The 11,996-nt window shown below is 72.2% G+C and carries 14 protein-coding genes and 3 tRNA genes; 13 read left to right on the top strand and 4 right to left on the bottom strand.

The features are described from left to right. Window positions 1-109: 109 nt before the first annotated feature. The 3 genes from H300_RS0102695 to H300_RS0102685 all read left to right on the top strand — a co-directional run bounded on the left by H300_RS0102695 (window position 110) and on the right by H300_RS0102685 (window position 396). A tRNA-Gln gene (locus H300_RS0102695) sits at window positions 110-181 on the top strand. A 43-nt stretch (window positions 182-224) separates the two neighbouring features. Beyond that, a tRNA-Glu gene (locus H300_RS0102690) sits at window positions 225-297 on the top strand. 26 nt (window positions 298-323) lie between these two features. Next, window positions 324-396, top strand: a tRNA-Glu gene (locus tag H300_RS0102685). Window positions 397-626: 230 nt separating this feature from the next. Here the strand turns inward: H300_RS0102685 and H300_RS0102680 are convergent. Next, a complete protein-coding gene (locus tag H300_RS0102680; RefSeq protein WP_028426190.1) occupies window positions 627-1,352 on the bottom strand; it encodes an IclR family transcriptional regulator in 726 nt (241 codons plus the stop codon). A 155-nt stretch (window positions 1,353-1,507) separates the two neighbouring features. On the opposite strand from H300_RS0102680, the gene leuC reads away from it, so the two are divergent. From leuC to H300_RS0102655, 5 genes are all read left to right on the top strand, one after another. Next, window positions 1,508-2,932, top strand: coding sequence for a 3-isopropylmalate dehydratase large subunit (gene leuC, locus H300_RS0102675; protein WP_028426189.1), 1,425 nt, complete (start codon window positions 1,508-1,510; stop codon window positions 2,930-2,932). A 6-nt stretch (window positions 2,933-2,938) separates the two neighbouring features. After that, the gene (gene leuD / locus H300_RS0102670) at window positions 2,939-3,532 is read left to right on the top strand and encodes a 3-isopropylmalate dehydratase small subunit (RefSeq protein ID WP_028426188.1); all 594 of its coding nucleotides are present in this window, start codon (window positions 2,939-2,941) and stop codon (window positions 3,530-3,532) included. 217 nt (window positions 3,533-3,749) lie between these two features. Continuing rightward, complete coding sequence (locus H300_RS0102665) at window positions 3,750-3,989, top strand: SCO5555 family protein (RefSeq protein WP_028426187.1); 240 nt, start codon at window positions 3,750-3,752, stop codon at window positions 3,987-3,989. A gap of 124 nt (window positions 3,990-4,113) precedes the next feature. Beyond that, window positions 4,114-4,776, top strand: a complete 663-nt coding sequence (locus tag H300_RS0102660) for an HU family DNA-binding protein (RefSeq protein ID WP_028426186.1) — start codon at window positions 4,114-4,116, stop codon at window positions 4,774-4,776. 144 nt (window positions 4,777-4,920) lie between these two features. Then, window positions 4,921-5,124, top strand: coding sequence for a hypothetical protein (locus H300_RS0102655; protein ID WP_028426185.1), 204 nt, complete (start codon window positions 4,921-4,923; stop codon window positions 5,122-5,124). Here H300_RS0102655 and cofC read toward each other — a convergent pair. Beyond that, on the bottom strand, window positions 5,096-5,764 hold the full coding sequence (gene cofC / locus H300_RS0102650; protein WP_051269365.1) for a 2-phospho-L-lactate guanylyltransferase: 669 nt from the start codon (window positions 5,762-5,764) through the stop codon (window positions 5,096-5,098). The genes H300_RS0102655 and cofC overlap by 29 nt on opposite strands. 122 nt (window positions 5,765-5,886) lie before the next feature. Here cofC and H300_RS24615 point away from each other — a divergent pair, with 122 nt between their 5' ends. The 3 genes from H300_RS24615 (at window position 5,887) to H300_RS0102635 (ending at window position 9,107) form a co-directional block, all read left to right on the top strand. Then, a complete protein-coding gene (locus H300_RS24615; RefSeq protein ID WP_106966657.1) occupies window positions 5,887-6,831 on the top strand; it encodes a lysophospholipid acyltransferase family protein in 945 nt (314 codons plus the stop codon). After that, window positions 6,828-7,829, top strand: a complete 1,002-nt coding sequence (locus tag H300_RS0102640; RefSeq protein WP_028426183.1) for an NAD(P)H-dependent glycerol-3-phosphate dehydrogenase — start codon at window positions 6,828-6,830, stop codon at window positions 7,827-7,829. Before H300_RS24615 ends, H300_RS0102640 begins: the two co-directional genes overlap by 4 nt. 132 nt (window positions 7,830-7,961) lie before the next feature. Next, window positions 7,962-9,107, top strand: a complete 1,146-nt coding sequence (locus H300_RS0102635; RefSeq protein ID WP_028426182.1) for a D-alanine--D-alanine ligase family protein — start codon at window positions 7,962-7,964, stop codon at window positions 9,105-9,107. A 73-nt stretch (window positions 9,108-9,180) separates the two neighbouring features. Here the strand turns inward: H300_RS0102635 and H300_RS0102630 are convergent, their stop codons facing one another. Together H300_RS0102630 and H300_RS0102625 are read right to left on the bottom strand one after the other, a co-directional pair. Continuing rightward, window positions 9,181-9,669 (bottom strand): DUF3515 domain-containing protein, encoded by a 489-nt coding sequence (locus H300_RS0102630; protein WP_028426181.1) that lies wholly within the window; start codon window positions 9,667-9,669, stop codon window positions 9,181-9,183. Between the two features lie 20 nt (window positions 9,670-9,689). Further along, window positions 9,690-9,923, bottom strand: coding sequence for an Lrp/AsnC ligand binding domain-containing protein (locus H300_RS0102625; RefSeq protein WP_028426180.1), 234 nt, complete (start codon window positions 9,921-9,923; stop codon window positions 9,690-9,692). Between the two features lie 142 nt (window positions 9,924-10,065). Here H300_RS0102625 and H300_RS0102620 point away from each other — a divergent pair, with 142 nt between their 5' ends. Then, entirely contained in the window at window positions 10,066-11,052 is a 987-nt protein-coding gene (locus H300_RS0102620) for a thiamine-phosphate kinase (RefSeq protein ID WP_051269363.1), read from the top strand. Between the two features lie 120 nt (window positions 11,053-11,172). After that, on the top strand, window positions 11,173-11,991 hold the full coding sequence (gene thiD, locus H300_RS0102615) for a bifunctional hydroxymethylpyrimidine kinase/phosphomethylpyrimidine kinase (RefSeq protein ID WP_028426178.1): 819 nt from the start codon (window positions 11,173-11,175) through the stop codon (window positions 11,989-11,991). Window positions 11,992-11,996: the final 5 nt, after the last annotated feature.

The raw sequence follows: 11,996 nt of genomic DNA, 5'->3' as shown, positions 1-11,996 counted from the left end.
TCCCCCATCGGGTAATGTTCTTCCTGTCGCCGAACGGAACGGGCCGGAAGGCCGGATCACCGGGAAGGCGGTCACCCAGGCAGAAACCCCGTAAGGGGTTGTGTTTCGGTGGGCTATGGTGTAATTGGCAGCACGGCTGATTCTGGTTCAGTTAGTCTAGGTTCGAGTCCTGGTAGCCCAGCGCGATCTTCTCAGCGGAGTCCCGAGGGATTCCGGAGATCGATGCCCCCGTTGTGTAGCGGCCTAGCACGCCGCCCTCTCAAGGCGGTAGCGCCGGTTCGAATCCGGTCGGGGGTACGGATCCTTCACGGGATCATCTGGGAGCCCCCGTTGTGTAGCGGCCTAGCACGCCGCCCTCTCAAGGCGGTAGCGCCGGTTCGAATCCGGTCGGGGGTACTCGATCACGAGCGCCCCGTGTCCGAAGGACACGGGGCGCTCGTGATCGTGGCGTCGCTCCGCGCCCGGCCCGCGTCCGGCTCCCCGGATCGCGCGGCGTCCGCACCTCCCGGCCCGGCAGCGGGGGATGTCCGGAGTCTTCCCCGGCCGGCCTGCCGGGGCGGGGGACGGCCTCCGGGCGGGTCGAGTGCCCCTGGCGGTGCGCGGACGCGCCGTGCGTGGCAGGCCCCTCAGGTGCGCCGGAGCGACTCCGAGAGCCGGTTGGCGGCCTCCACGATGGCCTGGGCGTGCATCCGGCCCGGGTGCCGGGTCAGCCGTTCGATCGGGCCGGACACCGACACCGAGGCCACCACCCGGTTCGACGGCCCGCGCACTGGTGCCGAGACGGAGGCCACCCCCGGCTCGCGCTCGCCCACCGACTGTGCCCACCCCCGCCGGCGCACCCCGGAGAGCGCGGTCGCGGTGAACCGGGCGCCCTGGAGGCCGCGGTGCAGCCGCTCGGGTTCCTCCCAGGCCATCAGGATCTGGGCCGCCGAACCGGCCTTCATCGGGAGGGTCGAGCCGACGGGGACCGTGTCCCGGAGCCCGGAGAGCCGCTCCGCGGCAGCGACGCAGATGCGCATGTCGCCCTGCCTGCGGTAGAGCTGTGCGCTCTCGCCGGTGATGTCGCGCAGATGCGTCAGCACGGGCCCGGCGGAGGCCAGCAACCGGTCCTCGCCGGCGGCGGCCGCCAGCTCGGAGAGCCGGGGCCCCAGGATGAACCGGCCCTGCATGTCGCGGGCGACGAACCGGTGGTGCTCCAGCGCCACGGCCAGCCGGTGCGCGGTGGGGCGCGCCAGGCCCGTCGCGGCGACCAGTCCGGCGAGTGTGGCCGGACCGGACTCCAGAGCGCTCAGTACCAGAGCTGCCTTGTCGAGAACGCCCACACCACTCGAGGCGCCACTAGAGTTGTCCATGCGTCGATACTTGCGTCTCACATTACGAAACGCAAGTTCAATTTCACCGGGAACCCGCCAGGCTGGGCCGACGGCCACCACCCGAGGACCGGCGAGCGGGTGGGGCGAGGTCTCGACACATGTGGTCGGCAGAGCCGCCGACCGGAGGGAAAGCGATGGCACGGACACTCGCGGAGAAAGTCTGGGGCGACCACGTCGTCCGTCACGTGGAAGGAGAGCCCGACCTCCTCTTCATCGATCTCCACCTGCTGCACGAGGTCACCAGCCCGCAGGCGTTCGACGGGCTGCGGCAGGCCGACCGCCCGGTGCGGCGCACGGACCTCACCATCGCCACCGAGGACCACAACACGCCCACCCTCGACATCGACAAGCCGATCGCCGACCCGGTCTCACGGACCCAACTGGAGACGCTGCGCAGGAACTGCGCCGACTTCGCGGTCCGGCTGCATCCGCTCGGCGACGTGGAGCAGGGCGTCGTGCACGTCGTCGGCCCGCAGCTCGGCCTGACCCAGCCGGGCATGACGGTGGTCTGCGGGGACAGCCACACGTCCACCCACGGCGCGTTCGGGGCGCTGGCCTTCGGGATCGGCACCAGCCAGGTCGAGCACGTGCTGGCCACCCAGACGCTGCCGCTGTCCCCCTTCCGCACCATGGCGATCACCGTCAACGGCGCGCTGCCCGAAGGGGTGACCGCCAAGGACCTGATCCTCGCGATCATCGCCCGCATCGGCACCGGCGGCGGGCAGGGCTACGTCCTGGAGTACCGCGGCGAGGCCATCGAGAAGCTCTCGATGGAGGCCCGGATGACCATCTGCAACATGTCGATCGAGGCCGGGGCCAGGGCGGGCATGATCGCCCCGGACGAGACCACGTTCGCGTACCTTGAGGACCGCGTGCACGCTCCGCAGGGCGCGGACTGGGACGAGGCGGTCGCCTACTGGCGGACGCTGCGCACCGACGAGGGCGCCCGGTTCGACCACGAGGTCGTCATCGAGGGTTCCGAACTCGCCCCGTTCGTCACCTGGGGGACCAACCCCGGCCAGGGCCTGCCGCTGTCGGCCTCGGTGCCGGACCCTGCTTCCTTCGCCGACCCCAGCGCGCGGGTCGCCGCCGAGAAGGCCCTGGAGTACATGGGCCTGGAACCGGGGCGCCCGCTGCGCGAGATCACCGTGGACACCGTCTTCATCGGGTCCTGCACCAACGGCCGGATCGAGGACCTCCGGGCCGCAGCCGCGGTGCTGGAGGGCCGGCGGGTCGCCGACGGGCTGCGCGTGCTGGTGGTTCCCGGCTCGGTGCGAGTGGCGCTCCAGGCCGTCGAGGAGGGACTGGACAAGGTCTTCAGCGCCGCGGGCGCCGAATGGCGTCACGCGGGCTGCTCGATGTGCCTGGGTATGAACCCGGACCAGCTCGCCCCCGGCGAGCGCTGCGCGTCCACGTCGAACCGGAACTTCGAGGGACGGCAGGGCAAGGGCGGCCGCACCCACCTGGTCTCGCCCCAGGTCGCCGCCGCCACCGCGGTGCTGGGCCGTCTGGGCTCTCCCGCCGACCTGTCCGACCTGTCTACGCCCGTGGGGGTCTGAACAGTCATGGAAGCCTTCACCACGCACACCGGCCGGGCCGTTCCGCTGCGCCGCAGCAACGTCGACACCGACCAGATCATCCCGGCGCACTGGCTCAAGAAGGTCAGCCGCGACGGATTCGAGGACGGCCTCTTCGAGGCCTGGCGCAAGGACCCGGAGTTCGTCCTCAACCAGCCCGCCCACGCCGGGGGCAGCGTCCTGGTGGCCGGACCGGACTTCGGAACCGGCTCCTCCCGGGAGCACGCCGTCTGGGCCCTGCAGAACTACGGGTTCAGGGCGGTCGTCTCCTCGCGCTTCGCCGACATCTTCCGTGGCAACTCGCTGAAGAACGGCCTGCTCACCGTGGTGCTCCCGCAGGAGACCGTGGACGCCCTGTGGGACCTCGCCGACGCGGACCCGACCGCCGAGGTCACCGTGGACCTGTTGCGCCGCAAGGTCGTCGCCCCGGGCGTCGAGGCGGACTTCGAGCTCGACGAGAACGCACGCTGGCGCCTGCTGGAAGGGCTCGACGACATCAGCATCACGCTCCGGAACGAGGACGATATCGTCGCCTACGAGGCGCAGCGCGCGGCGTTCAAGCCGCGCACCCAGCCGGCCTGAGCGCCCCCGCCGCATCGCGCGGCACCCCGTCGCAGGATGACGGGGTGCCGCGTTTTTTCGTTCCCGGGGCAGGCCCCGCCGGTGAATCGAACTGCCCGCACAAGCAAGCCAGTTACCTGAACCGGTGGGTAGCCCGACCGGGTGAGGAGGGTGTCGCGCGGACGCGCCGTTGGCCCCTCGCGAGGCGACAACTCACCGCAGATGGCACAATCAGTGCATGGACAGCGACGGTCAACTCGATCTGTACGACCAGCTCGCCGCCCGCTTGAAGCAGGCGCACCGCAAGGTGCGCGCCATGCAAGTCCCGGAGAGCGAACGGGTGGCGTTCAACCGGAGGCTGCTCGCCGTCACCGCCTCGTCGAAGCACGATCTGGCGACGGCAGCACGCCGTCTCGACCGGCTGATGGAGGAACTCGACAGGGCCGACCCCGGCGACGGCCGCTTCCCCTCTGCGTGACCGGCAGTTCGTTGCGGCACAAGGGTGATTAGCCCGTTTCGTGTTTGATTTGCGGTATATATCTGCCTACCGTGCGAAAAAGCTTGAACGCATTCGTTCCGGCAATGCCTCCGAAGGGGAAGACGTGAACAAGGCGCAGCTCGTCGAAGCAATCCAGGACAAGCTCGGTGGCCGTCAGCAGGCCGCGGACGCGGTCGATGTGGTGCTGGACGCGATCGTCCGCGCGGTGTGCGCGGGCGACCGGGTCTCGGTCACCGGCTTCGGCTCGTTCGAGAAGGTGGAACGTCCCGCCCGGTACGCCCGGAATCCCCAGACCGGTGAACGGGTGCGGGTCAAGAAGACCTCGGTGCCGCGATTCCGAGCGGGCCAGGGCTTCAAGGACCTCGTCAGCGGGACCAAGAAGCTCCCCAAGAACGACGTCGCCGTGAAGAAGGCGCCGAAGGGCAGCCTTTCCGGGGGCGCCTCCACCAAGAAGGCCGCCACGAAGAAGGCCGCGGCGAAGAAGGCGGCGGGGAAGAAGACCGCCCCCGCCACGGCGACCAAGGCCACGGCCCGAAAGGCCGGCGGCAAGAAGGCGGCGGCGAAGAAGAGCACCACCACGGCGACCCCCGCCAAGAAGACCTCGGGCGCATCGGCCACCAAGTCGACGGCGAAGAAGAGCAGCACCAAGAAGGCCGCGTCGACCAGCGCGCCGGCCAAGAAGAGCACGGCCAAGAAGGCACCGGCCCGCAAGGCCGCGTCCCGCACCACGACGGCGAAGAAGTCGGCGACCGCCCGCAAGCGGTGACGGACGGGCCGCACACCGTGTGCCGGGCCGGGTTCCGGATGGAGCCCGGCCCGCGGTGTACGTCCGTGCCGCAGCCCGGGGCACCGCAGCCGGCGCCGTGCGCTCGCCCACCGGGAACCGCGGGAGAGCCCTTAGGCTTTCGCCATGCAGGCCACCGCGTACACATACGATCCGCAGACCCGCTCCGGCAGCGTCCTCCTCGACGACGGCACTCCGGTGCCCTTCGACGCCGCGGCCTTCGACGCCGGTGGGCTGCGGCTGCTGCGCCCCGGCCAGCGGGTGCGCATCGAGACCACCGGGGAGGCGGACGACCGCCGGGTCACCCTCGTGACGCTGCAGACGTTCTGAGCGTGTACGGGCCGACGCCCAGAGCGAGTGCCTCGGCCAGATCGGAGCCGGTGTCCACGTCCCGGCGCACGCTCGGCACTTCCGCCGCGGTGATCTCCACCGCACCGGAGGCGCGGTGCCGCCGGCGCGACCCGGCGCCGAACTCCGGCGCCAGCGGCCTGCCCGGCAGCACGGTCAGCAGCGTGGTGCCGACGCCCTCCGCGTCCGGAAGGAAGGCCCGCGGCCAGTGGCGCGCGGCGCCGAGCACCCGGGCGAGCTCACCGGGACGCAGTGCAGGCAGATCGGCGTTCAGCGCGCCCACCGCGGCGTCCGGGCGCTCGGCGCGCACCAGGTCGGCGCCGTGCGCGAGGGCCGGGTTCAGGCCCAGCCCCGGCCCGTCCGGCACCACACGGGCACCGAGCGAGCGCAGTGCGGCCCCGGCCGCGGCGTCGTCCGTGACCACCACCACACCGCGCACCGCCGGGCAGGCGAGCGCCGCCGCGACCGTGTCCTGGGCGAAGGCCAGCGCCAGTGAGCGCCGCGAGGAGGGGTCCTCCTGAGGTGCCAGCCTGCTCTTGGCCTGCGCAAGTGGCTTGAGGGGCACGACCAGCGTCCACACCCTGCCTGCTCCCTGCGGTCTCGTCGTGCGGGTCCGCCCCATTCTCCCCCGGGGCGGGTGGCGACGTTACGGTGTGCTCGACAGGGCGGCGGCCCGGGGCGACACTTGTGCGGTTGTCCCCCCCCCAGCGCACAGTGCAGCACGGAAGAGGAGATGGTGTCCGGGTGTCCCGCCGCAGAATCGGGTTCTGGTACCGCTTGGCCGCGGTATTGGTGAAACCCCCGCTCGTCCTCTTCTTCGCCCGCGACTGGCGCGGAATGGAGAATATGCCGGCCGTGGGCGGATTCATCACCGTGGTGAATCACAACTCCTACCTGGATCCGCTTTCCTACGCGCACTACCAGTACAACACCGGGCGAGTGCCGCGCTTCCTGGCCAAGGTGAGCCTCTTCAACCGCGGATTCATGGGCGCGATCATGCGCGGTACCGGCCAGATCCCGGTGTACCGGGAGACCGCCGACGCGATAGGTGCTTTCCGCGCGGCAGTGGAGGCGATCGACGCCGGGGAGTGCGTGGCGTTCTACCCGGAGGGGACCCTGACCCGGGACCCGCAACTGTGGCCGATGGAGGGCAAGACGGGCGCAGCGCGGGTGGCGCTGCTCACGCGGGCGCCGGTCGTCCCGGTCGCCCAGTGGGGTGCGAACGAGGCGGTGCCTCCCTACGCCGCGCACCGCCGGATACGCCTCTTCCCGCGCAAGACCCTCCGGGTCACGGCCGGCCCGCCGGTCGACCTCTCGGCCTTCTACGACCGGGAGCCGACCGTCGAGGTGCTGCGCGAGGTCACCGACGTACTCATGGACGCGGTGACCGAGCAGTTGGCGGAACTGCGCGGCGAAGCGGCCCCGGCGCAACGATTCGTCCACCACAGGGCACCGGACGAGAGCCCCCGACGCGTCGGGACGCCGTCCGCCGTACCGTCGGGGGCCCGGTCCGTGCCGAAGGTGTTCGGCCGCCTGGTCGGCAGCGGACGGATCTCCGCGGGACGCGGGTCCGGCGCGGACGCGGCCTCCGGGGGCAAGCCGCCCGGCGTCCCGGAGTTTGGGGCAGTGGAACGGGCGGGCACCGCAGACAACGGCCGACACCAGGCCGCCGAGGGAGAGAACGCGTGACGAAAGCAGCCGTCTTCGGTACCGGTTCCTGGGGCACCGCATTCGGGATGGTCCTCGCCGACGCCGGTTGCGAGGTGACGCTCTGGTGCCGCAGGCCGGAGCTGGCCGAGGCCGTCAACCGCACCCGCACCAACCCCGACTACCTTCCGGGCATCGAACTCCCGCCCTCGCTGAGGGCGACCGCCGACCCGGCCGAGGCCGCCCGCGACGCCCGGTTCACGGTGCTCGCCGTCCCCGCCCAGACGCTGCGCGAGAACCTGGCCCGCTGGAAGCCGCTACTGCCGGCCGACACCGTGCTGGTGTCCCTCATGAAGGGCGTGGAAGTGGGCACGGCCAAGCGGATGAGCGAGGTGATCGAAGAGGTTGCCGGTGCGGACCCCGACCGCGTCGCCGTGCTCTCCGGCCCGAACCTGGCCCGGGAGATCGCCGACCGGCAGCCCGCCGCCTCGGTCGTGGCCTGCCGGTCGGAACCGGTCGCCAGGCAGCTCCAGGCGGCCTGCCACACCCCGTACTTCCGCCCGTACACCAACACCGACGTGGTGGGCTGCGAACTCGGCGGCGCGGTGAAGAACGTCATCGGGCTGGCCGTCGGCATCGTCGACGGAATGCGGCTGGGCGACAACGCGAAGGCCTCGCTGATCACCCGGGGGCTCGCCGAGACGACGCGGCTGGGGCTGGCGATGGGCGCCGATCCCGGCACCTTCGCAGGGCTCGCCGGTCTTGGCGACCTGGTCGCCACCTGCTCCTCGCCGCTCTCCCGGAACCACACCTTCGGCACCAACCTCGGCCGCGGCATGTCGCTCGCGGAGACCAAAGCCGTCACCAAGCAGACCGCCGAAGGGGTCAAGTCCTGCCAGTCGGTGCTCGACCTCGCCACCCGGCACGGCGTGGAGATGCCGATCACCGGCACCGTGGTGGAGATCGTCCACGAGGGCAAGCCGCCGCTCGTCGCCCTCAAGGAGCTGATGTCGCGCAGCGCGAAGGCCGAGGGGCACTGAACACCCTGCCCGGCCGGTTTCCGGGGGTTCCGGATGGCTCCGGGTACCGGAGCGGGCACCGGTGGTGACGCTCTGCCGCGCGGGCGCGCCGCAGCTCCCGTGCGGCGGTCGGCAGGCGGTAATCTCTGCGCGATGAGCACGCCTTCCTCCTCCAGCCCGCAGCCCAAGCCGCGCGTGGCCGTCGTCTTCGGCGGCCGCAGCAGCGAGCACGCCATCTCGGTGGTCACGGCCGGCGCCGTCCTGCGCGCCATCGACCGCAGCAAGTACGAGGTGATGCCGATCGGCATCACCTCCGAGGGCAGCTGGGTGCTGACGGCCGACGACCCGGACCGCATGGTCATCGCGGACCGGCAGTTGCCGAGCGTCGAGGCACTGCGGGAGGGCGACGCCGGAGGGGTGCTGCTCCCGCTCGACCACGCGGGCCGCGAGGTGCTGCACGCCCGCGCGGGCGCGGTCGCGCGGGCGCTCGGAGAGGTCGACGTGGTCTTTCCGGTACTGCACGGCCCGTACGGCGAGGACGGCACGCTCCAGGGGCTTCTGGAGCTCTCCGGCGTGCCGTACGTCGGCTCCGGTGTGCTGGCCTCCGCGGTCGGCATGGACAAGGAGTACATGAAGCGGGTCCTCAGCTCTTTCGGACTGCCGGTCGGCCCGTACGAGGTGATCCGGCCACGAGAGTGGCAGCGCCACCCGGACGCGGCGCGGAAGCGGGTGGTGGAGTTCGCCGGGAAGCACGGCTGGCCGCTGTTCGTGAAACCCGCCCGCGGCGGCTCCTCGATGGGGATCACCAGGGTCGAGGACCTCACCGGCCTCGACGAGGCGGTCGAGGAGGCCCGTCGGCACGACCCCAAGATCCTCGTGGAGTCGCTGCTGAGCGGCCGGGAGATCGAGTGCGGGGTGCTGGAGTTCGGAGACGGGCCGCGGGCCAGCGCGCCGGCCGAGATCACCCCCGTCACCAGCCATGACTTCTACGACTTCGAGGCGAAGTACATCGACTCGGCCGCCGGGCTGGTGCCGGCGCCGCTCACCGAGGAGCAGACCGAGCGGGTCCGGCGGCTGGCCGTGGAGGCCTTCGAAGCGGTCTCCTGCGAGGGGCTGGTCCGGACCGACTTCTTCCTGCAGGACGACGGCGAGTTCGTGATCAACGAGATCAACACCATGCCGGGCTTCACCCCGATCTCGATGTTCCCGCAGATGTGGCAGGAGTCCGGTGTCGACTACCCGGAGCTCGTGGACCGTCTGCTCCAGGCGGCACTGCACCGCCCCGCCGGCCTGCGCTGACCCCGTCCCGCACATGCCGACTCCCCGGGCGTCGCGACGGTTCCGACCGCGGGCCCGGGGGAGCGGGCGCCCCTCAGGGGTCCTGCTCCGGGACCGCCTCGCGGACCGGCCCGGCGAGGTCGGTCAGCGGGCCGACCTCCGGGGCGTACCGGTCCGGGACCGTCATCTCGACGAAGGCGGTGCGTCCGGTGGTGGTGAACCGGTAGCCGTCCGGAAGCTCCTCCAGGAGCCACTCCACTCCGTTGACTTCCACCGCGTCGGCGGTGGGGTTGTAGTGTTCACTCCCGGGTGTGAGCACCTCCGGGCGCGGGACGCCGCAGCGCAGTTCCATCGGGGGGTCTCCCCACGCGGCGGTGTACTCGGAGACCGGCTCCCGCTCCTCCCTCCCGTTGCCCTCGATCTCCTCGGGCAGCAGGGGGTGGAGGGTGCGGCAGTCCGCCGCGGCCGGTCCCGGGGGCTCGGGCACGGCCGGGCCGGGAGGGGCCGCCGTACCGCACCCGGCCGCGGGGGCCAGCGCGGCGGCACAGAGCAGGTGGACGGTCCGGCGGGGCGGGAAGCTCACCGGTCGAGCATACGGGGGGCTTACAGGTGCACGACCGGGCAGGTCAGGGTGCGCGTGATGCCCTCCACTTGCTGGACTCTCGCGACCACCAGGCGGCCGAGGGCGTCCACCGTGTCGGCCTGCGCGCGGACGATCACGTCGTAGGGGCCGGTGACGTCCTCGGCCCGGAGCACGCCGGGGAGATCACCGATCAGGTCGGCCACGGTCGAGGCCTTGCCGACCTCGGTCTGGATCAGGATGTACGCCTGTACCACGGAACCTCCAGGGCGGCTTCGAGGATCATGTGGAGAGAAGGGACGCCACGGTACCGCGCCGCCACCACCAGCGGCGAGTCCTGCGTCACCGCCGAGCGCGGCGGATCGATCCCCAGTTGTGCACATGTGAAGGGAAGAACCGATGCTGAGTTCCGCCGGGGAGCACCCCCGGAACCCTGGAACGGTCGGCGAACTCGGCGAGTTCGGGCTGATCCGCGAGCTGACCTCGCGCATCACCGCGACCCCGTCCGTCCGGCTGGGACCAGGAGACGACGCGGCGGTGGTCAGCGCCCCGGACCGCCGGGTGGTGGCGAGCACCGACATCCTCCTGGAAGGCCGCCACTTCCGCCGGGACTGGTCGACCGCCTACGACGTCGGCCGGAAGGCCGCCGCGCAGAACCTCGCCGACATCGCGGCGATGGCGGCCGAACCCACCGCACTGCTGCTGGGCCTGGTGGTCCCCGCAGAGCTCCCGGCCACCTGGCCGGCCGAGCTGATGGACGGCCTCCGCGACGAGTGCCAGGTGGCGGGCGCCGCGGTGGTGGGCGGCGACGTGGTGCGGGGCGACACCATCATGATCTCCATCACGGCGCTGGGTGACCTGCACGGACGCGAACCGGTCACCCGTTCCGGAGCGCGCCCCGGCAACCTGGTGGCGGTAACCGGCTGGCTGGGCTGGTCCGCCGCGGGGCACGCCGTCCTCGCCCGCGGGTTCCGCTCGCCGCGTGCCTTCGTGGAGGCGCACCGGCGGCCGGAGCCCCCGTACCACGCCGGCCCGGCCGCGTCCGATCTCGGCGCCACCTCGCTGACCGACGTCAGCGACGGGTTGATCGCCGACCTCGGGCACATCGCGGAGGCGAGCAAGGTCCGTATCGACGTGCGCTCGGCCGCCTTCGACATCCCCGCGCAGATGAACGACATCGGGCAGGCCGTGGGCGTCGACCCGCTGCACTGGGTGCTCACCGGCGGCGAGGACCACGCCCTGGTGGCGACGTTCCCCGCGGAGCGCAAACTCCCCGCCCGCTGGCGGGTCGTCGGCGAGGTGCTGCACCCCTCGGCGCTGCCGCGGGTGACGGTGAACGGAGCGGGATGGGACCGCTCCGGCGGTTGGGACCACTTCGGCGGCTGACCGCGACCCGGCGCTGGCTGACCGCGCCCCACCCGGGGGCGCCGCGCCGGCGCCGACGCGGACGGGTCCTCGCGGCGCACCCCGGCCTCCGCGGCCCCCGTCGCCTCGTAGGCTGCCTCCATGCGGACACCACCCCGGGTACTCACCGTCGCCGGATCCGACTCGGGTGGCGGGGCCGGCATCCAGGCCGACCTGAAAACCATGCTGGCACTCGGCACGCACGGGATGAGCGTGCTCACCGCGGTCACCGCGCAGAACTCCCTCGGGGTGCAGGGTGCCTGGCCGCTGCCCGCCGAGGCGGTGCGCGTCCAGTTCCGCAGCGTCGCCGACGACATCGGACTCCAGGCCGTGAAGACCGGCATGCTGGCCTCGGCCGAACTCGTGGAGACGGTGGCCGCCCTCCTCGCGGACCTCCGGGTGCCGGTGGTGGTCGACCCTGTCGGGGTCTCCAAGCACGGCGATGCCCTGCTGTCCCCCGACGCGTTGGACGCCGTACGGGGCCTGCTCCTGCCGACGGCCACCGTCGCCACCCCCAACCTTGACGAGGTGGCGCAGCTCACCGGCGTCCGCGTGGCGTCCGAGGCCGATATGCGGCCCGCGGCGGCGGCCGTGCTGTCCCACGGGCCCCGGTGGGCGCTCGTCAAGGGCGGGCACCTGCCGGGCGAGGCCACCGACCTGCTCACCGACGGGGACGAGGAGCACTGGCTGCGCGCGCCGCGGCACTCCAACCGGCACACCCACGGCACCGGCTGCACCCTCGCGGCGGCCGTCGCCGCCCGGCTCGCCCTCGGCGACCCGGTCGCGGAGGCCGTCCGGGCAGCCAAGGACTACGTCACCGGAGCCATCGCCGCCGGGTTCGCGCTGGGCGCGGGCATCGGACCGGTCGACCACGGCTGGCGCCTGCGCGACACCCCGACGGAGCAGCCGGGAAGGGACTGACCGGC

The sequence above is a fragment of the Streptomyces sp. TAA040 genome, from assembly GCF_000424845.1.
This window is presented reverse-complemented; position numbering and strand designations above follow the sequence as displayed.

Excerpts from the sequence above, each read along its gene's own strand:
- cofC (WP_051269365.1), bottom strand. The coding sequence starts at position 5,764 with ATGGGGCGGACCCGCACGACGAGACCGCAGGGAGCAGGCAGGGTGTGG.
- H300_RS0102665 (WP_028426187.1), top strand. The coding sequence starts at position 3,750 with ATGGACAGCGACGGTCAACTCGATCTGTACGACCAGCTCGCCGCCCGC.
- thiD (WP_028426178.1), top strand. The coding sequence starts at position 11,173 with ATGCGGACACCACCCCGGGTACTCACCGTCGCCGGATCCGACTCGGGT.
- leuC (WP_028426189.1), top strand. The coding sequence starts at position 1,508 with ATGGCACGGACACTCGCGGAGAAAGTCTGGGGCGACCACGTCGTCCGT.
- leuD (WP_028426188.1), top strand. The coding sequence starts at position 2,939 with ATGGAAGCCTTCACCACGCACACCGGCCGGGCCGTTCCGCTGCGCCGC.
- H300_RS0102655 (WP_028426185.1), top strand. The coding sequence starts at position 4,921 with ATGCAGGCCACCGCGTACACATACGATCCGCAGACCCGCTCCGGCAGC.
- H300_RS0102635 (WP_028426182.1), top strand. The coding sequence starts at position 7,962 with ATGAGCACGCCTTCCTCCTCCAGCCCGCAGCCCAAGCCGCGCGTGGCC.
- H300_RS0102620 (WP_051269363.1), top strand. The coding sequence starts at position 10,066 with ATGCTGAGTTCCGCCGGGGAGCACCCCCGGAACCCTGGAACGGTCGGC.
- H300_RS0102680 (WP_028426190.1), bottom strand. The coding sequence starts at position 1,352 with ATGGACAACTCTAGTGGCGCCTCGAGTGGTGTGGGCGTTCTCGACAAG.